The organism is Nonomuraea sp. NPDC003214 (assembly GCF_053590035.1).
In genome coordinates this window covers 213,173-232,516 of the sequence record NZ_JBSFSX010000006.1, presented here as the reverse complement: position 1 = coordinate 232,516, position 19,344 = coordinate 213,173, and the positions used below count along the sequence as shown (strand labels likewise).

The 19,344-nt window shown below is 75.1% G+C and carries 21 protein-coding genes; 8 read left to right on the top strand and 13 right to left on the bottom strand.

Going from position 1 to position 19,344, the window contains the following annotated elements; translation table 11 throughout:
* Positions 1–101: 101 nt before the first annotated feature.
* Entirely contained in the window at positions 102–590 is a 489-nt protein-coding gene (locus ACWDXC_RS20165) for a MarR family winged helix-turn-helix transcriptional regulator (protein WP_449984021.1), read from the bottom strand.
* A gap of 40 nt (positions 591–630) precedes the next feature.
* On the opposite strand from ACWDXC_RS20165, the gene ACWDXC_RS20160 reads away from it, so the two are divergent.
* A complete protein-coding gene (locus tag ACWDXC_RS20160) occupies positions 631–1,245 on the top strand; it encodes a mycothiol-dependent nitroreductase Rv2466c family protein (RefSeq protein WP_449984018.1) in 615 nt (204 codons plus the stop codon).
* Positions 1,226–2,512 (top strand): MFS transporter, encoded by a 1,287-nt coding sequence (locus ACWDXC_RS20155; protein ID WP_449984015.1) that lies wholly within the window; start codon positions 1,226–1,228, stop codon positions 2,510–2,512. The genes ACWDXC_RS20160 and ACWDXC_RS20155 overlap by 20 nt, the downstream gene beginning before the upstream one ends.
* A 6-nt stretch (positions 2,513–2,518) precedes the next feature.
* Here ACWDXC_RS20155 and ACWDXC_RS20150 read toward each other — a convergent pair whose 3' ends face one another.
* Together ACWDXC_RS20150 and ACWDXC_RS20145 are read right to left on the bottom strand one after the other, a co-directional pair.
* The gene (locus ACWDXC_RS20150) at positions 2,519–3,001 is read right to left on the bottom strand and encodes an NUDIX hydrolase (protein WP_449984012.1); all 483 of its coding nucleotides are present in this window, start codon (positions 2,999–3,001) and stop codon (positions 2,519–2,521) included.
* A 38-nt stretch (positions 3,002–3,039) separates the two neighbouring features.
* Positions 3,040–4,083 carry an Rv2578c family radical SAM protein gene (locus ACWDXC_RS20145; protein WP_449984009.1) on the bottom strand — a complete coding sequence of 348 codons (1,044 nt, stop codon included), beginning with the start codon at positions 4,081–4,083 and terminating at the stop codon, positions 3,040–3,042.
* Between the two features lie 134 nt (positions 4,084–4,217).
* On the opposite strand from ACWDXC_RS20145, the gene ACWDXC_RS20140 reads away from it, so the two are divergent.
* Complete coding sequence (locus tag ACWDXC_RS20140; RefSeq protein WP_449984006.1) at positions 4,218–4,577, top strand: DUF3040 domain-containing protein; 360 nt, start codon at positions 4,218–4,220, stop codon at positions 4,575–4,577.
* A gap of 29 nt (positions 4,578–4,606) precedes the next feature.
* On the opposite strand, the gene ACWDXC_RS20135 is transcribed toward ACWDXC_RS20140, so the two are convergent.
* The 8 genes from ACWDXC_RS20135 to ACWDXC_RS20100 form a co-directional block, all read right to left on the bottom strand.
* The gene (locus ACWDXC_RS20135; RefSeq protein ID WP_449984003.1) at positions 4,607–5,074 is read right to left on the bottom strand and encodes an OsmC family protein; all 468 of its coding nucleotides are present in this window, start codon (positions 5,072–5,074) and stop codon (positions 4,607–4,609) included.
* Between the two features lie 14 nt (positions 5,075–5,088).
* Complete coding sequence (locus tag ACWDXC_RS20130; RefSeq protein ID WP_449983999.1) at positions 5,089–5,721, bottom strand: GntR family transcriptional regulator; 633 nt, start codon at positions 5,719–5,721, stop codon at positions 5,089–5,091.
* A 179-nt stretch (positions 5,722–5,900) separates the two neighbouring features.
* Positions 5,901–7,484, bottom strand: coding sequence for a penicillin-binding transpeptidase domain-containing protein (locus ACWDXC_RS20125; RefSeq protein WP_449983996.1), 1,584 nt, complete (start codon positions 7,482–7,484; stop codon positions 5,901–5,903).
* Positions 7,485–7,514: 30 nt separating this feature from the next.
* Positions 7,515–8,213, bottom strand: a complete 699-nt coding sequence (locus ACWDXC_RS20120; protein WP_308125890.1) for a lysophospholipid acyltransferase family protein — start codon at positions 8,211–8,213, stop codon at positions 7,515–7,517.
* A 321-nt stretch (positions 8,214–8,534) separates the two neighbouring features.
* Entirely contained in the window at positions 8,535–8,840 is a 306-nt protein-coding gene (locus ACWDXC_RS20115; RefSeq protein ID WP_449983994.1) for a hypothetical protein, read from the bottom strand.
* Between the two features lie 19 nt (positions 8,841–8,859).
* Positions 8,860–9,456 (bottom strand): NUDIX hydrolase, encoded by a 597-nt coding sequence (locus ACWDXC_RS20110; protein WP_449983991.1) that lies wholly within the window; start codon positions 9,454–9,456, stop codon positions 8,860–8,862.
* A 12-nt stretch (positions 9,457–9,468) separates the two neighbouring features.
* A complete protein-coding gene (locus ACWDXC_RS20105) occupies positions 9,469–9,690 on the bottom strand; it encodes a hypothetical protein (protein WP_449983989.1) in 222 nt (73 codons plus the stop codon).
* 29 nt (positions 9,691–9,719) lie between these two features.
* Positions 9,720–11,699 carry a HelD family protein gene (locus tag ACWDXC_RS20100; protein WP_449983986.1) on the bottom strand — a complete coding sequence of 660 codons (1,980 nt, stop codon included), beginning with the start codon at positions 11,697–11,699 and terminating at the stop codon, positions 9,720–9,722.
* Positions 11,700–11,763: 64 nt separating this feature from the next.
* Between ACWDXC_RS20100 and ACWDXC_RS20095 the strand changes: the two genes are divergently transcribed.
* On the top strand, positions 11,764–12,372 hold the full coding sequence (locus ACWDXC_RS20095) for a TetR/AcrR family transcriptional regulator (RefSeq protein WP_219508102.1): 609 nt from the start codon (positions 11,764–11,766) through the stop codon (positions 12,370–12,372).
* Positions 12,373–12,374: 2 nt separating this feature from the next.
* On the opposite strand, the gene ACWDXC_RS20090 is transcribed toward ACWDXC_RS20095, so the two are convergent.
* Positions 12,375–13,523, bottom strand: a complete 1,149-nt coding sequence (locus ACWDXC_RS20090) for an NmrA family NAD(P)-binding protein (protein WP_449983982.1) — start codon at positions 13,521–13,523, stop codon at positions 12,375–12,377.
* Between the two features lie 71 nt (positions 13,524–13,594).
* On the opposite strand from ACWDXC_RS20090, the gene ACWDXC_RS20085 reads away from it, so the two are divergent.
* Entirely contained in the window at positions 13,595–14,569 is a 975-nt protein-coding gene (locus ACWDXC_RS20085) for an AraC family transcriptional regulator (RefSeq protein WP_449983979.1), read from the top strand.
* On the opposite strand, the gene ACWDXC_RS20080 is transcribed toward ACWDXC_RS20085, so the two are convergent.
* Positions 14,512–15,696, bottom strand: coding sequence for a cysteine desulfurase-like protein (locus tag ACWDXC_RS20080; RefSeq protein WP_449983976.1), 1,185 nt, complete (start codon positions 15,694–15,696; stop codon positions 14,512–14,514). The two genes, ACWDXC_RS20085 and ACWDXC_RS20080, sit on opposite strands and share 58 nt — an antisense overlap.
* Positions 15,697–15,705: 9 nt before the next feature.
* Here ACWDXC_RS20080 and ACWDXC_RS20075 point away from each other — a divergent pair, with 9 nt between their 5' ends.
* The 3 genes from ACWDXC_RS20075 to ACWDXC_RS20065 are packed head-to-tail and all read left to right on the top strand — an operon-like array spanning position 15,706 to position 19,314.
* A complete protein-coding gene (locus ACWDXC_RS20075) occupies positions 15,706–16,761 on the top strand; it encodes a winged helix DNA-binding domain-containing protein (protein ID WP_449983974.1) in 1,056 nt (351 codons plus the stop codon).
* A 1-nt stretch (position 16,762) separates the two neighbouring features.
* Positions 16,763–18,193, top strand: coding sequence for a WS/DGAT/MGAT family O-acyltransferase (locus tag ACWDXC_RS20070; protein ID WP_449983971.1), 1,431 nt, complete (start codon positions 16,763–16,765; stop codon positions 18,191–18,193).
* A gap of 17 nt (positions 18,194–18,210) precedes the next feature.
* On the top strand, positions 18,211–19,314 hold the full coding sequence (locus tag ACWDXC_RS20065) for a winged helix DNA-binding domain-containing protein (RefSeq protein WP_449983969.1): 1,104 nt from the start codon (positions 18,211–18,213) through the stop codon (positions 19,312–19,314).
* Positions 19,315–19,344: the final 30 nt, after the last annotated feature.

Genomic DNA, 19,344 nt, shown 5'->3' with positions numbered 1-19,344 from the left:
CGCCGGATTGGCGCAACCAATGGCGTTACTACCCATCTATCGCCATAATCCGACATACCACTATTTCGACACCCTTTCAGGCGGCTATCGCCCACCGGCGATCAGTCGAGTGTGGCGGCGAGCCGTTCGAGGAGGGCGGCGAGCCGGTCGCGCTCGTCCGGGGTGAGCCCGGCCAGGAGCCTGCGCTGGTTGTCCAGGTGGGCGGCCATGAGCTCGCCGGTCAGCGCCACGCCCTGGGCGGTGAGCGTGATCAGCCGGCCGCGCGAGTCGCCCTCGGCCACGCTCCGGCTGACCAGGCCGCGCGCCTCCAGCCGGTCGACCCGCTTGGTGATCGCGCCGGTGGTGACCAGGACCGTGCGGCTGAGCTCGCCCGCCGACAGCGTGTAGGGCTCGCCGGCGCGCCGGAGAGCGGCGAGCACGTCGAAGTCGCCGTTGCCCAGCCCGGCGGCGGCGAAGGGCGGCCGCAGCCGCTGGTCGAGCGCGTCGGTGAGCCGGAAGAGGCGGCCGACGACGAGCATCGGGGCGGTGTCGAGGTCCGGCCGTTCGCGTTTCCACTGCTCGACCATGGCGGCGATGGCGTCTGGCTGCATGGCTTCCATTATAGCTTCCGTGGAAGATAAAATGTCTTCCATGGAAGATTCCTCGGCCGTCGTGCCCGTCGTCTGCTACTTCGACCCCGCCTGCCCCTTCGCCTGGGTCACCTCCCGCTGGCTCCTGGAGGTCGAACGCCTCCGGCCGATCGACCTGACCTTCCGGATCATGAGCCTGTCCGTGCTCAACGAGCACCGCGAGCTCGAACCCTGGTACCGGGAGTTCAACGACCGCGCCTGGGGCCCCGCCCGGGTGTGCGCCGCCGCCGAGGCCGGCCACGGCACCGCGATCCTGCGCGACCTCTACACCGCGCTCGGCGACCGGATCCACCGCGCGGGCGACCAGGACTACCCCGCCGTCATCGCCGCCGCCCTCGACGAGCTGGGCCTGCCCGCGTCGCTGGCCGAAGCCGCCACCGGCGACCGGTTCGACGCCGCCCTGCGCGCCAGTCACCAGGCCGCCCAGGACGCCGTCGGCGAGGAGGCCGGCACGCCCGTCGTCACCGTGGACGGCGCCGCGTTCTTCGGCCCCGTCCTCACCGCCGCCCCCACGGGCGAGGCGGCCGCCCGGCTGTTCGACGCCGTACGGACCCTGGCCGGCCTGCGCGCCTTCGCCGAGCTCAAGCGGGGACGCGGTGCGCTCGACCTCGCCTGACCGCGCCGCGCCGCGCAGGCTCGTCGCCGCCAGCCTGGCCGGGTCGATCGGCGACGGCATCTACGTGCCGCTCACCCTGCTGTTCATCCACTCGCTCACCGGCCTGTCGCTGACCGCGATCGGCGCCGGGCTGACCGTCGCCGGGCTGTGCGCGCTGGCGTTCATGCCGGTCGTGGGCGTCCTCATCGACCGGGCCGGCGCCCGGCGCGTGGTGATCGGCGCGCTGGTCCTGCGGGCCGCCGGGTTCGCCGCCTACCCGTTCGCCGGCGGCTATCCGGCGTTCCTGGCGGTCGCGCTGGTCGTCGCCGTCGGCATGTGGGCCTTCTCGCCCGGCCAGCACGCGCTCATCGGCGAGCTCGCCGAAGGCGCCGAACGCGACCGGCTGCTCGCCTGGGACCGCAGCCTGCGCAACGGCGGCATGGGCTTCGGCAGCCTGGTCGCGGCGGGGCTGCTCGCCGTCGACGGCGACGCCGGGTACACCGCCGCCACCGTCGCCCTGGCCGCCGTCTTCGCCGTCGCCGCGGTGCTGGTCACCCGCATCCCGGCCGCCCGCCGGAGCGTCAGGCGTCCCGAGGAGGCGGGGGAGGGCTACCGCCGCGTCCTCGCCGACCGGCCCTACCTGCTGCTCACCGCCGCGAACTTCCTCATCGCCTTCGGCTACACCGCCCAGGCCATCGCCCTGCCGATCTTCCTCACCCGCGACGCCGGCCTCCCGGGCGCGCTGGCCGGGGTCGTGTTCGCGGTCAACACCGCGCTCGTCGCGCTGCTCGGCGTCCCGGCCGCCCGCCTGGCCCTGCGCGGCCGGCGCACCCGGGGAGCCGCGCTCGGCGCGCTCGTCTTCGCGATCTCCTTCGCCGCCTTCGCCGTCCTCCCGCAGGTCGCGGCGGGCACGTACGCGATCGTCGCCGTGCTGGTGGTCGCGGCCGTCTACACCGCCGGGGAGCTCGTCCACTCCGCGCCCGCGCAGAGCCTGTCGGTCCAGGCCGCCCCCGCCCACCTGCGCGGCCGGTACCTGTCGGTCTACCAGCTCTCCTGGTCGCTGTGCCGGACCGTCGCGCCGCTGCTGCTCGGGTTCCTGCTGGAGGTCGGCCCGTGGCTGCTGTGGGCCGTGCTCGCGGTGACGGTCCTGTCCGGCGCGGCCATCCTCCTGTACGCCGAACGCGGCCTCCCGGCCCACGCCGTCAGCCCTCGCGACGCCCTCGACCCGGACCCCCGCCCGCACCCCCGCCCGGACCCCCGCCCGGACCCCGAGCAGGTCCCGGCCTGACCCCGGTCAGTGCTGGACCAGCCCGCCGACCGGGACGGGGGCGACGTGGCCGGTCGGCGGCACCGTCAGGGCCAGCGCGAGGCCCACGTCGACCAGCGACGACCGGCGCAGACCGGCGACGCCGGCCACCGGGGTCCAGACCGACTCGGCGATCTCGCCGCCGGGCTCGGGCCGCAGCCGCCCGCCCGTGATCCGGACGCGGTAGAAGACGCCGACGTTGTGGTGCTCGACGCCCGCGCGGGCCTCGGCGGCGGGGATCACCCGGGAATCCACGCCCAGCAGCCGCTCGGCCACCGCGTCGCAGCCGGTCTCCTCGGCGACCTCGCGGATCACCGCGTCGAACGGGTCCTCCCCGTGCTCGACCCGCCCGCCGGGCAGCGTCCACGCGGACCCGCCCTCGGGCGGCACGTGCCGGGCGAGCAGCACCCGCCCGTCCTCGACACACACGGCGTACGCCGCCAGCCGGAAGCTGATGTCCCCCACCTCCACGTGCTGATCTTCGCCGGGAACGGCCTGATCCTAGGGGCTCACAGGAGCGTCAGCTGCTCAGGAGCGGCCTGCGGGGCGGCCCCGCCTGGGGCCGGGCGGGGCGGGAGGCGGCGGGCCGTGGCCGGGGTGGCGCGGCCCACCCCGTGACGCTCGGCCAGGGCCCTGACCTGGGCCGTGACGCGCTCCTGGTAGGACCTGGGCGCGTAGGCGCCCCTGCCGTAGAGCTCCAGGTAGCGCGGGACGAGCCGAGGGTGCTCGCGCGACAGCCAGGCCAGCCACCACTCGCGCGCCCCCGGCCGCAGGTGCAGCACGATGGGCGCGATGTGGGTCGCGCCCGCCTCGGCGATCTCCCGGACCGTGCGGTCGAGCTGGGCGGGGGAGTCGGTGAGGTAGGGCAGGATCGGCGCCATCAGCACGCCGGTCGCGATGCCGTTGTCGTTGAGCGTGGCGCACGTCTCCAGGCGGCGCCGGGGCGAGGGGGTGCCGGGCTCGACCGCGCGCCACACGTCGGCGTCGACGAACCCCACCGACAGGTTGGCCCCCACCTCGGCGCGCTCGGCGGCCTCGGTGAGCAGGTCGAGGTCGCGCAGGATCAGCGTGCCCTTGGTCAGCACCGAGAACGGGTTGGCCGCGTCGCGCAGCGCCGACAGAATGCCGCGCATGAGCCGGTAGCGGCCTTCGGCGCGCTGGTAGCAGTCGACGTTGGTGCCCATCGCCACGTGCTGCCCCCGCCAGCGCGGCGAGGCCAGCTCCTTGCGGGCCAGCTCGGCCGCGTTGACCTTGACGACGATCTTCGAGTCGAAGTCGGCGCCCGCGTCGAGGTCGAGGTATTCGTGGGTCTTGCGGGCGAAGCAGTAGACGCACCGGTGGCCGCAGCCCCGGTAAGGGTTGATCGTGAACTCGAACGGCACCCGGCTCGCCGCCGGGACCCGGTTGATGATCGAACGGGCCTGGATCTCGTAGAAGGTCATCCCCCGGAATCCGGGCGTGTCGAACGTGCGGGTGACCGCGCCGCGGGCGAACAGCGGCGCGGCCGGATCGTCCCGGCCGGAGTCGGCCAGGCGCAGGTTGTCCCAGCGCATGCCATGATTAGAACAAAGGTTCGACGGTGATCGCAAATGGAAAGAGGTCGCAATTACCTGGTCAGGGCGGGGCTAATGATCTTCATGGTTGGGCAGGAAACCCCGCACAGAGCTTGCGTTCCGGAGGTGCACCCATGGCCTGGTCGCAGGACGAGGAGCGGATGCTGGCCCAGATCGAGCAGCACCTCGTCGAGGACGATCCGCGACTCGTGGCACGGCTCGAGTCGTTCAACGAGCGGGTGCGTCGCAGCGAGGAGAGGTCCGGGCGGAAGCCGGGCCCGCGCCGCCGGCCCCGCAGGTCGACCGTCATCATCCTGGTCAGCTGGCTGCTCATCGCCACGCTGGTCACCACGCTCCTGATCATGGTGCTGCGGCACGAGGCCGCCGGCGCGCTGGCGCTGGGCGGCTCCGCGAGCCGCCCCGCCCCCGTTCCCGTGCCCGCCCAGGCCGCCCCGCCCGCCGCCGAGACGCTCACGCTCACCGCCCGCCGCTGACCCGCGCCGCCGGACCCGGGCCGCTGCTCTCAGCCTGCCTCGACCGTCGGCTCGTGGTGCACCGGGAAGTTGACCGAGCTCGCGATGAAGCACGCCTTCTGCGCGTCCTCGTGCAGCCGGACGGCGGCCTCCACCATGTCGGGCGAGGCCACGGTGACGTGCGGGCGCAGCGTCGCCTCGGTGAAGTGCCCGCCGGTCGCGGTCTGCGTCATGGTGCCGGTGGCGTGGTCGGCGTACGCGGTGACGACGACGCCCGCGACGGCGCACACGTGCAGGTAGGACAGCAGGTGACACTGGGAGAGCGCGCCGAGCAGGAGCTGCTCGGGGTTCCAGCGGGCGGGGTCGCCACGGAAGGCCGGGTCCGAGCTGCCCGCGATGGGCGCCGGGCCGTCGGCGGTGAGCTCGTGGGCGCGGTCGTAGGCGCGGTAGCCGCTGGTGCCCGTCCCCAGGTTGCCGGTCCAGGTGACGGTGGTCGCGTAGGTGTGCAGGTGGGACATGGGTGCTCCTCGTGTCAGTGATCGGTGGGCGGGTCGCCGGCGCTGGCGCGGGTGTCGAGGACGTGCAGGCGGGCGACGCGGCCGGCCTCCTCGGCGTCGCCGCGCCGGATCGCCGCGAGCAGGTCGTCGTGCTGTGCGCTGACGTGCGCGTGGCGGGCCGGGAGCGCCAGTGAACGCAGGGTGGAGACGTGGATCTGGTCCCACACCCGGTCCAGCGTGTCGAGGGCGATGGCGTTGCCGGCCAGCTCGGCGACGCGGCGGTGGAAGCGCCGGTTGAGCGTGACCGCCTCCGCCAGGCGCCCGGCGTCGGTGGCCTCGGCGGTGGTGGCGGCCAGGTTGTCGAGGTCCGCCAGGTCGGCGGGGGCGATGCGGCCCTCGCGCTGCCTGCGGGCGGCGGTCTCGGCGGTCAGCGCCTCCAGCGCGGCCCGTACCTGATAGGCGTCCTCCAGGGCGGCGGGGTCGAGGGCGACCACGACCACGCCCCGGCCGGTGGGCCGCACCAGCCCGTGGGCCGCGAGCGCGCGCAGCGCCTCGCGGACGGGGGTGCGCGACATCTGGAGGGCAGCCGCGGCGTCCAGCTCCGTCAGGCGCGCGCCCGGCGGGTAGGTGCCGTCGAGGATCAGCTCGCGCAGTCGGCGATGTGCCACGTCGTTCTGCATGGCACCTGACCCTAAGTCATTGCATGCATTGCATGCAAACCACAGTGACGCTGTCCCGCCGGCCCTCGGCGAGCGCGGCGCGCGGTACCCGTACGGGACGCGGACGCGCGTGCGGCGGCGCCCCGGGCGGACCGCCTACCGGGTCACCCGCCCCGGAGGCCGCGCGGTCACACGGACGGGAGGGCGCGCAGGAAGTCGGCGGCGATCGGGGCCGCGACCTTGCCGCCGCCTCCGCCGCCCTCGACCACCACCGCGAACGCCACGTCCTCGGTGAAGCCGATGAACCAGGCGTGCGAGTCGAGCTTGGGCCCGCTGCCGTACTCGGCGGTGCCCGTTTTGCCGCGGGTGCCCGACGGCAGCCCGGCCGACTTCGCGGTGCCCTTGGTGACGACGGCCGCCATCATGCCGTGCAGGGCCTCGGTGACGCCGCCGGGCAGCTTGCGGGCCTCGGCCTTCTGCTTCAGTTCGGGGACCAGCGTCGGCGGGCGCCAGGTGCCGTCGGCGATCGCGGCGGCCACCGACGCCATCGACAGCGGGCTGGCCGTGATCCGGCCCTGGCCGAACGACTCGGCGGCCAGCTCCGCGTCGGACTCGGCGCGGGGGAAGCTCGCCTTCGTGGCCGGCACGCCGATCGACAGCGGCTGGTTGAAGCCCACCAGCTCGGCGGTCTGGAGCAGCTTGTCCGCCCCCAGCCGCTCCTCGGTCAGCGGCGCGAACGTCGTGTTGCACGAGTGGGCGAAGGAGTCGGAGAACGACAGCGACCCGAACTCCGCCTTCTCCGAGTTGCGGATCCGCAGCCCGCCGACGGTCACGTACTTGGGGCACGTCACGGTGTCGCGCGGCGACAGCCCGTCGGCGAGCAGCCCGATGGCGGTGACGGCCTTGAACGTCGAACCGGGCGCGTAGCGGCCGTCGAGCGCCCGGTTGAAGCCGCCCCGGTTGTTGACCACGGCCAGGATCTCGCCCGAGCCGGGCTCGATCGCCACCATCGAGGCGGGCTTGTCCACGTCCTTGACGGCGGTGACGGCGGCGGCCTGCACGCCGGGGTCGAGCGTGGTGCGCAGCGGCTCGCCGTCGGTGCCCTCGATCTTCTCCAGGGTCTTGCCGCCCGCCTGGATCTCCGTCGTCGGCGTGCCGGCCAGCCGCTCCTGGAACGCCTGCTGCAGCCCGCCCCGGCCGACCGCCTGGCCCACCTTGTAGGCGGAGCCGAGCTTGGCCACGTCCTTCTTGGTCGCCTTGTCCAGATAGCCGACGAGCTGCTGCACCGAGCCGCCCACGTCGCCGCCGTCGATGCGGCCGCCGCCCGCGTCGGTGATCGCCGCGCGCTCCGGCCACGACGTCTTGAGCGCGAACGTCGCGCCCGGCGTCAGCTGCGGGTGCAGGGCGGCGGGCGTCCAGTCGACCTTCCAGTGGCGGTCGGCGACCTTCAGCGCGAGCTCGCCCTCGTACGTCCACTCCCCGGCGTTCTTCAGCCGGTGGGTGGCGGTGTAGGGGACGGTGGCGCGGCCGTCGCGCTCGCGCGGGGCGCCCACCTGGATCGTCGAGGACTCCACGCCGAGCCCCTGCCGGAACTGGTCGTAGACGCCGAGCTCCTGCGGCGCCGCCAGCTCGGCGCTCATCCGGGCCCGGTCGCCCGCCTGCCACGCCGCGGCGAAGCGCTGCGCGGTCTCGGCGGGCGTGCCGCGGGTGTGCAGCAGGTAGTAGGCGCCCCCGCCGGCGGCTCCCAGCGCCAGCACGGTGGCGCCGGACACGATCGCGATGGTGCGGCCACGCGCCACGGGTCAGCCCCCTCCGGTTCCGATGGCCGCCTTGTGGCTGGCCGCGTAGGTCGGCACGTACTCCTGGCCGGACAGCTCCTGGATGGCCGCCATGATCTCGTCGGTGACGCGGCGGCGGTCCTGGGCCCTGGTGTGGTCGCCGGTGAACGTCATCGGCGCGCCGATCGCGATGCCGATCCTGGCCGGGCGCGGCACCTTGGCGCCGAGCGGCAGCACCTTCTCGGTGCCGCTGAGCGCCACGGGCAGCACCGGCGCGCCCGTCTTCAGCGCCAGCCACGCCACGCCGATCTTGCCCCGGTAGAGGCGGCCGTCGGGGGAGCGGGTGCCCTCCGGGTGGATGCCGAACAGCTCACCGCGCTCCAGGAGCGCCGCGGCGGCGTCGAGCATGTCCTGGGCCGCGTGCGCGCTCTCCCGGTCGGTCGGCAGGCTCCCGCCGAGCCGCATGAACCAGCCGGCGACCGGGTTGCCGGAGAAATACTCGTTCTTGGCCGCGAAGGTGACGTGCCGGGGCAGCAGCGCGGGCAGCAGGAACGAGTCGAGCACCGAGAGATGGTTGGCGGCCAGGATCGCCGGTCCGCTCCGCGGCACGTGCGCGGCGCCCGAGATGTACGGACGGCACATCGCGTGAGCGAGGGGTGCGGCGGCGAACTTGACCACTTGATATAGCAACGGGCTCTCCTGGACGATCGTCGGCTCGGCCACCCACCATAAGGCAGGCGCCCCGTCCGGGGACGGGGCGCCTGGGAAGCTGTTGAGGCCGATGTGGCGGTCGCCTCCTCGGCGAGGTGCACAACACGGCTCCAGCCGAACGGTATTCCGTGAAGGCGGTAATTTGCGGCCCGGGGGACACAGACCACATCGGCCTTTCGATGCTAACGGACATCCGGCGGCCCGTATTCCACCGGGCCCAAAGAGCGGGTCATCTTCTGGTCCGCAGCGACCGGCCGGCGCCAAGGACGCCCAGCTCACAGACCCCCACCCAACTCCCGCGAATCACCACGAATTCCCCTCGGCCCGCCGCTCTCAGGTGGGGAGGGTGCTGGCGTCCTCGCCGGCCGCGTAATTGCCCTTGGAGCGCGCGAGGTCGTCGCTCTGCCTGCCCATCGCGTCGGAGAGCAGATCCAGCGCGGTCCCGATGGCCGCCATCCGCTCGCCCCTGGCCTGCCAGTAGGCGTCGCCGTACTCGTCGGCGCCGAGCGCGACCCGCACGGCCTTCGTGACGGGCTCGTAGCGGACGGCCACGCCCCGCACGGCCTCCTCCATGTCGCCCACGCCCCTGGCCAGGCCGCGCAGGTGGCTCTTGCCGTAGGCCATGCCCTCGAGCGTCATGACGGGCAGGATAGCGAGATCAGGTGCGGGTCCAGTGGGGCTGGGCGACGTCGAGGACGCGGGTCTCCCGGCCGCGCAGCGCCACCTCGGCGAACTGCCACAGGATGGCCCCGGTCGGCGCGTGCACGACGATCGACGGCCCGAGCGGCATCTGCAGCAGCCCGTCGCGCCAGCGCGGCACGCCCGGCCCGAGGAAGCGCTCCAGCGGCACGGCGTGCACGGAGGCGACCTCGCGCGGGTCGGCGACCGGCTGCTGCGCGCCGCCGAACGCCACCACCGGCGTGATCACGAACCCGGAGTCGGTGACGAAGTCGTCGAGCAGCCCGGCCACCTCCACCCCGGTCACCGCCGTCTCCTCGGCCAGCTCGCGCAGCGCCGCCTCCACCGGCCGCTCGCCGTCGTCGAGCCGGCCGCCCGGCAGCGCCCACTGGCCGGGGTTGCGGCCGTGCGGGGCGCGCCTGATGAGGATCGTGTACGGCTCGCGCGCGGAGTCCTCCAGCACGCACACGGTCACGGCGGCGCGGCGGATGCCCGCGGCGGGCGGCACCTCCCGCCTGGGGAAGCGGCCGAGCCGGGCGGTGATCAGCTCACGCAGGGCGTCGATCGGGGGCAGCACACCGGCAGGATCTCACGCCGGCAGCAGCAGGTAGCCGAGAACCATGCCGGCGGCCGTCGTGACGGCGGCCGTGACCGCCGCCCACCTGCCGAGCCGCTCGCCCCGGCTGTGCCCCACCAGGCCCAGCACGATCCCGGCCGGGCCGAACAGGATGGGGACGAACACCAGCGCGACCGCCGCGCACCCGAACCCGGCGATCGACAGAACCTGCGTGGTCCGCAGCGGGTCGTCCATGGCCGCTCCTCGGAGGGACGGGACCCTCATCACACACCCGGGGCGCGGGCGCTGTCGAGCGGCCGGGGGAGCGGCAGGGCGTGCACGACGTCCAGCCGCGACACCGCCCGGGTCAGCGCCACGTACAGCAGGTTGAGCCCGCGCGGCCCGCTCGCGGCGATGGCGGCGGGCTCGCACACGACCACGTGGTCGTACTCCAGCCCCTTGGCCGTGGACGCGGCCACCACGGCGAGCCGGCCGCCGACGTCGAGCCCGTCGTCCCACAGCGCGGCCGTGACCTTCTCGGCGGCGTCGTCGGCGGCGATCACGCCGATCGAGCCCTCGAACTCCAGCGCCTCCCGCGCCGCCGCCGTCACGCCGCTCTCCAGCCGGTCGGCGCGGATCAGCCGCAGCCTGCCGTCGGAGCGGTGCGAGCGGGTGACGGGCACGTCGGCGTCGAGCGCGGGCAGCAGCCGGTTGGCCAGCTCGACGACCGTGGCGGGCACCCGGTAGCCGGTGGTCAGCTCGACGATCCGGCCGTCCGGCTTGCCCAGGAGCTCCAGGTGCCGGGCCCAGGAGCGGGCCGCCCACGGGGTGGTGCCCTGCGCCAGGTCGCCGAGCACGGTGAGGGAGCCGTGCTCGCTGCGCCTGGCGACGGCCCGGCACTGCATCGGCGACAGGTCCTGCGCCTCGTCCACGATGACGTGGCCGTAGCCGCGCGGCCGTTCCAGCAGCCCGGCCAGCTCGTCGAGCAGTACCAGGTCGGCCTCCGTCCAGCGGGCGCCGCGGTGGCCGCGCGGCGGGCGCTCCCAGGTGACGGCCGCCCGTTCGGCGTCCGTCAGCGCGGTGGCGGGGGAGCGGCCGCTCAGCACCTCGAACAGCACCTCCTCCGGCCGCACGGCCGGCCACACCGCGTCCAGGAACGGCGTCACCGCCCGCCCGGCCTTACGGGTCCAGGCGGCGGTGGCGCTGAGCCCGCGCGCCTCGGCCTGCCGCCGCACCAGCTCCACCACGCGGGCGCGGACCCGCTCGCGGCCCGTCAGGTACGGCAGCGCGTCGCGGCGGGTGTCGTCCACGATCCGCCGCAGCTCGGCCTCGCCGACCCGCCAGGTGGCCGAGCCGTCGGGCACCGCCAGCGGCTCGACCGGCTTGCGTACGCGCGCGTACAGGGCCTCGCGCAGCACCTCGGCCATCCGGGCGTCGTGCTTGACCAGCGCGGCGGCCGGGCTGTCGGCGGCCCGCACCGGGACGGAGGCGAGCAGCCGCTCCAGCGTGGTCTGCTCGACGTCCATCTCGCCGAGCGCGGGCAGCACTGCGGAGATGTAGCCGAGGAAGGCCCGGTTCGGGCCGAGCACGAGGACGCCGCCGCGTTCCAGCCGCTGGCGGTGCGCGTACAGCAGGAACGCGGCCCGGTGCAGGCCGACGGCGGTCTTGCCGGTGCCGGGCGCGCCCTGCACGCAGATCGACTCCGGCAGGGCGGCCCTGACCAGGTCGTCCTGCTCGGGCTGGATCGTGGCGACGATGTCGCGCATGGGGCCGACGCGCGGCCGTTCGATCTCGGCGGCCAGGATGCGGCTGCCGCGCTGCTCCTCGCCCCGGTCGAGCCGCTCGTCCTCGTAGGAGGTGAGCGTGGTGCCGGACCAGCCGAACCGGCGGCGCACGGCCACGCCCTGCGGGTCGCGGGCGCTCGCCCGGTAGAAGGCGCGCGAGACCGGCGCCCGCCAGTCGACGACGACCGGCGGCCCGCCGTGCTCGCCGCTGATGTGCCGCCTGCCGAGGTGGTAGCTGCGGCCGGGATGGTCGGCCGAGCCCGGCCCGAAGTCGAGCCGGCCGAAGAACGGCGGCCCGTCCGGCTCCTCGCCGAGCTGCTTGGCCAGGCTCTTCAGGTGGCGGCCGAGCCGTTCGGCGCTGTAGCGGTCGCCGGCGACGGTCTCGCCGACGACGACGTTCTCGCGGGCGGCGTCGAGCATCCTGCGCAGCCCGGCGGCGCAGCGCTCGATGTGCCTGCGCTCCTCGTCGAGTGTGGTCATGGCACCTCCTGGCGTTAACTCGGTTAATAGATTGACCAGGTTAACACTTTGGTAGGGTGGGCCCATGACGGGACTGCGGGAGCTGCAGCGGCAGCGGGTGCGTGAGGCCATCTCCTCGGCGGCCATCCGGCTCTTCCTGGCGCGCGGCTTCGACGAGGTGCCGGTCACCGAGATCGCGGCGGCGGCGCAGGTGTCCAAGCCGACGCTGTTCAAGTACTTCCCGACCAAGGAGGACCTGGTCCTGCACCGCATCGCCGACCACCGGGGCGAGCCGGCCCGCGTGGTGCGCGGGCGGGGGCCGGGCGAGTCGCCGGTCGCGGCCCTGCGCCGCCACTTCCTCGACGGCCTGGCCCGCCACGACCCCGTCACCGGGCTGAACGACCATCCGGAGGTGATGGGCTTCCACCGGATGGTGTTCGGCACGCCGAGCCTGGGCGCGCGCGTGTCCACGTACGTCGAGCACGACGAGCGGACGCTGGCCGAGGCGCTGACGGGGCCGTACGACGAGCTGACCGCGAGCCTGCTGGCCGCGCAGGCGCTCGCCGTCCAGCGGGTGCTGGCCCGCCGCAACTGGCGGGCGCTGGCCGACGGCGTGCCGCTGGCCGAGCTGGAGCCGGAGGCCGTACGCGCCGCCGGGGTGGCGTTCGGCCTGCTGGAGCCCGGCCCCGCCTGAGGTCAGCCGATCCAGGTCTCGTGCAGGTGGGCCCAGCGCAGGGCGCCGCCCTCGCGGCGCAGCACCGCCGTCGCCCGGCGGCCCCGCCCGCGCTGCCACTCCTCGTAGGCGGCCACCACCAGCGGCCCGGACCCCGCCACCACGCGGGCGTCGCGGATCTCCACGCGCAGCCCCGGGTCCGCGCCGCGCGCCGCCGCCACCTCCGCCAGCACCCGCTCCCGCGACAGCGCCTGGCCGTCGGGCGTGACCAGCGTGAAGTCCGGCGCGTGCGCCTCCGCGAACGCCTCGAACCCGCCCGTCCCGGCCAGCCAGCGTTCGATCACCCGGTGATGCCGGACGATCTCCGCGCCGACCATCCAGTCACGCGGCGGCGTCAGCGCCAGCCCGTGCCAGGGATCGGCCGCGAACAGCCCGGCCGGGCGGGCCGCGCCGATCCAGCGGTAGGTGGCCGCCACCTCGCGGGCGACCTCGGCGCCGAGCGCCCCGGCCAGCCCGGCGGCGAACGCGTCCACGTCCAGCTCCTCGTAGCGGGCCCCGGCGGCGGCGGCCAGCTCGGCCCCCGTCACCGCCTCCGGGCCGCCCGCGTCGGCCACGCCCGCCAGTCCGTCCCGCGTCAGCGCCGCCACCGTGATCGCGCCCAGGTCCGCATGGCTCAGCCACGCCACCGGAAGGTCGCCCGGCAGCGGGTAACGCAGCACCCCGTCCTCCAGCACGCCCGGCATGAGCAGGTTGTCCAGGTAGAGCGCCGGTCGCAGCACCACGACCGGCAGCCCGGACGCCAGCATCGCCCGCGCCGCCTCCCGCCGCGTGTCGAACGCGGCCACCCCCGTCTCGGCGTCCGGCAGCCGGTTGCCCGTGGCGAACACCAGCCGCCGCACCCCGGCCGCCCGCGCCCCCTCGATCACGTTGCGGGTGTACGCGCGCACCAGGTCCGGCTCGTACACCAGCGGCAGCGTCACCGACGCGTGCGTGACGCCGTCGAAGGCCGCCTTCACCCGCGCCGCGTCCCCCAGCTCGCCCGCGAACGCCTCCACCCCCTCCGGGACCCGCTCCGTGCGGGCGAAGCCGCGCACGGCGTGCCCCTCCGCGACCAGCCTGCGCGCCACCGCGCCCCCCTGCGCGCCCGTGGCGCCGAACACCAGGAATCTCATGCGTCCAGCCTCCCGCCGATCCCCGATACGCTCGATAAAGCGTCCTCCACCACTGTTTAAGGATCGTCCGGATGGATCTGCTGAGCGAGCTTCTCGCACCCCTGCGCCTGCGGGCCGTCTTCCACAGCCGCTGGACCGTGCGCGCCCCCTGGGGCGTGGCCGGCCCGGCGGAGCGGTGCGCGCTGATCCACTACGTCCAGGACGGCGGCTGCGTCGTGGAGCTGCCCGGGCTGCCCGCGCCGGTCCGGCTCGCCGCCGGGGACCTGGCCGTGTTCCCGCACGGCGCCGCCCACCGCCTCGCCGACGCGCCCGGCCGCCCGTCCGTCCCCCTGGAGAGCCTGCTGCCCGCCCGCGACCCCGGCGCGACCGGCGCCGTCCGCATCGACGGGGACGGCCCGGCCACCACCATGCTCTGCGCCGGCCTGCACTACGACGAGCCCGCCCCGCCGCTCTACCGGGCGCTGCCGCCCGTGCTCGTGCTCGGCCGGGCCGCCGTCGCCCGGCAGCCGCTGCTCGCGGGCACGCTGGCCGGGCTGGCGCGGGAGTGGGACGGCGGCGAGCCGGGGCTGCCCCTGGTGGCCGTGCGCGCCTTCGAGCTCGCCTTCGTCCTGGCCCTGCGCGCCGCCCTGGCCGAGCCCGGACCCGGCCCGGACGCCGGATCGGGGAGCGCGCCCGTTCTGCGGGCGCTGCGCCACCCGGCCGTCGGGGCCGCGCTGCTGGCCGTGCAGACCCGCTACGCCGAGCCGTGGACCGTCGAGACGCTGGCCGCCGAGGCCGGGCTGTCCCGCTCGGCCTTCGCCGCGACCTTCCGCGAGCTCGTCGGCGAGACGCCCATGCGCCACCTGACCGCCCGCCGCATGCACGAGGCCGCCAGGCTGCTCACCGCCACCCGGCTCCCGCACGCCGCCGTCGCCCACCGCGTCGGCTACGGCTCCACGGTGGGCTTCCACCTGGCGTTCAAGCAGTGGTACGGCACGACGCCCGGCGGCTACCGCAGCTCGGCCACCCCTTCCAGCAGCCGGTCCACGTCCGAGCGGTCGTTGTAGTGGACCAGCCCGACCCGCACCGCGCCGCTCTCGCGGATGCCGAGCACGCCGGTCAGCTCCCACGCGTAGTTGTGCCCGTTCCACACGTTCACGCCGCGCGCCGCCAGGTGCTCGGCCACCTGGCGCGGGGTGCGCCCGGCGACGGTGAAGTAGGCGGTGGCCGTCCGCCGGGCCGGCTTGCCGTACAGGGTGACGTGCGGCATCGTCTCCAGGCCCGCCAGCAGCACCGCGAACAGCTCCATCTCGTGCGCCTCCGCCGCGGCCAGCGAGGCGGTCAGCCGCTCGCGCCGCGACCCCGTGCCCGGCACCAGGCCGGCCAGGTGGTCCACGGCGGCGCTCACCCCGGCCAGGTCAGCGAACGGCGCCGTGCCGCGCTCGAACCGGTCCGGCACCGTGTCCGGCGCGGGGGCCAGCTTGTCCGGCCGGATCGTCTCCAGCAGCGCCGGATCGGCGACCACCGCGCCGACGTGCGGCCCCGACCACTTGTAGGCGCTGGTCGCGTAGAAGTCGGCGCCGAGCGCCCGCATGTCGACCGGCCCGTGCGCGGTGGCGTGCACGCCGTCGACGTACGTGAGCGCGCCCGCCTCGTGCGCCAGCGCGCTGATCGCGGCCACGTCGGGCCGGGTGCCGAGCACGTTGCCCGCCGCCGTCACCGCCACCAGCCGGGTGCGCGGCCCGATGAGCCGGGCGTACTGCTCCACCGGCAGCTCGCCGGTCACCGGATCGACCTCCGCCCACCGGACGGTCGCGCCGGTCGCCGTCCACGGCCGCACGTTCGCGTCGTGGTCCAGCCGCGACAGCACGACCTCGTCGCCGGGGCCCCACCCGCGTGACAGCGCGCCGGCCAGCCGATAGGTGAGCGTCGTCATGTTGGGCCCCAGGATCACCCCGTCCGGGTGCCCGCCGACCAGGTCGGCCACGGCCTGGCGGCAGGCCGCCACGATCGCCTCGGAGCGGCGGGCGGCAGGGAACGCCCCGCCCGCGTTGCCGAGGCCGCCTCGGTAGGCCCCGGCGATGGCGTCGATCACCGGCTGAGGGACCTGCGTGCCGGCGGCGCCGTCCAGATACGCGTGGCCGTCGGCGAGAGCGGGGTAGGCGGCTCGTACAGCTTCGATGGGGAAAGGCATGATGTGTTCATGCTCAGCCTGCGCGACCTCAACCGGGCCACCCTGGCCCGCCAGCACCTCCTGCGACGCCACGAGGGCAGCGCGGCCGACGTCGTGCACCGCCTGGCCGGTCTCCAGGCGCAGGAGCCGCGCCCGCCGTACCTGGGCGTGTGGACGCGGCTTGCCGGGTTCGGCCGCGACGAGCTGCACCGCGACCTGCACGCCGGCACGCTCGTCCGCGCGACGCTGCACCGCGCCACGCTGCACCTGGTGACCGCCGGCGACTACGCCGCGTTCCGGCCGCTGCTGCACCCGGTGCTGGCCGCCGCCGCCCGCCGCTTCGAGGGCGTCGACGCCGACGCCGTGGTGGCCGCCGCCGCGCGGCTGCTCGCCGAGGGGCCGCACACGTTCAACGAGCTGCGGCCGAAGCTGCTCAAGGAGTTCCCCGAGGCGGACCAGCGGCACCTCGGCTACGCGGTGCGGATGCTGATGCCGCTGGTCATGGTGCCGACGCAGGACCGGTGGAGCTTCCCGCGCGACCCCGCCTTCGCCCCGGCCGGCGTCACCCTCGACCCGGTGCCCTCGGCGGAGGCGTTCGCCGAGCGCTACCTGGCCGCCTTCGGCCCCGCCACCGCCGCCGACCTTCAGGCGTGGTCCGGGCTGGGCGGCCTGGCCCCCGTCCTGGACGGCATGCGCGACCGGCTGGAGGTGCTGACCGGCGAGGACGGCAGGGTCCTGTACGACCTGCCGGACGCGCCCCGGCCGGGCGGCGACGTCCCGGCGCCGGTGCGGTTCCTGCCCGACTTCGACACGCTCGTCCTCGGCCACGCCGACCGCAGGCGCATCGTCGCCGACGAGCACCGGGGCCTGGTCACGACCAAGAACCTGCGGGTACGCGCCACGTACCTGATCGACGGGTTCGCCGCCGGGACGTGGCAGATCAAGCGCTCGGGCAAGAAGGCCAGGCTGATCGTCACCCCGTTCGCGCCGCACCGGCCGGACGTCCTGGAGGAGGAGGCGACGGCGCTGCTGGCCTTCGCCGAACCCGACGCCACGCAGCGCACGCTCGAAGTCGCGGAGGACTGACATGGCCCAGCTGACCGCCCTCGACGCGGGATTCCTCCACTTCGAGACCGAGACGAACGTCGCCAACATCGCCGGCCTGGCCGTGCTCGACGGCCCCCTCGACCGCGCGAGCCTGCAGTCCCTGCTGGAGGCGCGGCTGCCGCACGTGCCCGCGCTGCGCCGCAAGCTCGCCCGCGTCCCGTTCGACCTGGACCACCCGTACTGGGTGCGCGAGGACGACCTCGACCTCGACTACCACGTGCGCGAGATCGGCCTGCCGCCGCCCGGCGACGACCGGCAGCTCGCCGAGCAGGTGTCGCGGCTGCACCCGCGCCGCCTGGACCGCAGCCGACCGCTGTGGGAGATCTACCTCATCCACGGCCTGGCCGGCGGCCGCACCGGCCTCTACACGAAGATCCACCACGCGGCCGTCGACGGGATCGGCGGCGCCGACGTGCTGGCCGCGCTGCTCGACCTCGGCCCCGAGCCCGCGCCGCCGCCCCCGGGCGAGCCGGAGCCCGACGCGCCGCTGCCGCCCCGCGCCGAGATGCTGGCGCGCGGCCTGGCCAGGATGGCCCGCAACCCGGCGCAGGCGGTGCGGTTCGCCGCCCGGGCGGTGCCGCACCTGGACGAGATCCCCGTCCTGTCGTGGCTGCCCGGCAGCAGCGTCGCCGCCCGGCTGGCCCGCAAGGCGGCCGGCACCGGGCAGGCGCCGGAGCTGCCCGTGCTGCCCGCGCCGCGCACCCCGTTCAGCGGCCCGGTCTCCCGGCACCGCCGCTTCTCGTTCGTCTCGCTGCCGCTGGAGGAGGTCAAGGCGGTGCGCAAGGCGTTCGGCGTCACGGTCAACGACGTGGTGATGGCCGTGTGCGCGGGCGCGCTGCGCCGCTGGCTGGCCGCGCACGGCGGCGTCCCGCGCCAGCCGCTGATCGCCGGCATCCCGCTCTCGCTGCGCGCCGCCGGCGACGAGGCCCCCGGCAACCAGGTCGCGATCATGACCGCGCCGCTCGGCGTGCACCTGGAGGACCCCGCCGCCCGGCTGGCCCAGGTGCGGCAGGCGATGCGGCGGATCAAGGACCGGTTCTCGCTGTCGCCGGCCCGCTGGCTGCGCGAGTTCAGCGAGTCGATGCCCGCCGCCCTCATGGGGCTGGCCGCCCGCTCGGCGTTCGAGCTCGTCGGCCAGACCGCGCCGCCCATCAACGTCGGCGTCTCCAACGTGCCGGGGCCGCAGTTCCCGCTCTACGTGTGCGGAGCGCGGCTGCTCAGCCTCTACCCGGTCTCGGTGATCACCGACGTGAGCGGCGGCATCAACATCACCGCGTTCTCCTACGACGGCTCGCTCGACATCGGCGTCATCACCGACCGCGACATGGTGCCCGACGCCTGGGAGCTGGCCGCCGACCTCCGCGCCGCCCTCGACGAGCTCCTCAACGCGGAACCTCCCTTGCCGCGATAGTCCCTACCGTGGGCGTCATGACGCCGAACAGCCGCGTACTCGACCGTCGCACGCTCAACCGCACGACGCTCGACCGCCAGCTCCTGCTCGCCCGCTCGGCCATGACGCCCGCGCAGGCCGTCGAACGGCTGGTCGCCCTCCAGGGGCAGGACGTCAACCCGCCCTACTACGGCCTCTGGTCGCGGCTGTCGTCCTTCACCCAGGACGACCTCACCTGTCTGCTCCACAGCAGGCAGGTCGTGCGCGGGTCGCTGCTGCGCGCCACCCAGCACCTGACGCTGGCCGGCGACTACGTGTGGCTGCGGCCGCTCCTGCAGCCGCGCCTGTCACGCGGCCTGCGGGGCGCCTTCGGCGGCGCGCTGCGCGACGTCGACCTCGACGAGCTCGCCCGCCTGGCCCGCACCCACCTGAGCCGGGCCCACCTGAACGGGCGCACCCTCACCCGCACCCAGGTGCGCGACCTGCTCGCCGAACGCTGGCCCGGCGTCGACCGGCTCGCGCTCAACTGGACCGTCCAGGCCGTCCTCCCGGTGATCCACACCCCGCCCAGCGGCGAGTGGAACCGGGGCGGCGCCGTCCCGTTCACGCTCGCCGAGGAGTGGCTCGGCCGCCCCCTCGACACCGCGCCCCCGGTGGAACGCCTGGTCACCCGCTACCTGGCCGCCTTCGGCCCGGCGGGCGTCATGGACGTGCAGGCGTGGTCCGGGCTGACCCGGCTGCGCCCGGTGATCGAGGCGATGGACCTGCGCGCCTACCGCGACGAGGACGGGCGCGTCCTGTACGACCTGCCGGACGCGCCGCTGGCCGACCCTGAGACGCCCGCGCCCGTACGGTTCCTGCCGTACTTCGACAACCTGATCGTCGCCTACGCCGACCGGTCCCGGCTCATGACCGCCGAGCGGCGCAAGGCCGTCTGCGTGGGCGCGGTCATCCACCCGACGTTCCTGGTCGACGGCGTCGTCGCGGGCATGTGGGACCTCAAGGACGACACCCTGCGCCTGCGCCCCTTCCAGCCGCTGCCCGGCCCGGTCATGGAGGAGCTGACCGCCGAGGGCGAGCGGCTGCTGGCCTTCGCCGGTGAGAAGGACGCGGCGATCGCGCTTGACCTCATCCAAAGTTGAGGTTGGAGGCTGGGTCCACCGAAACGGACA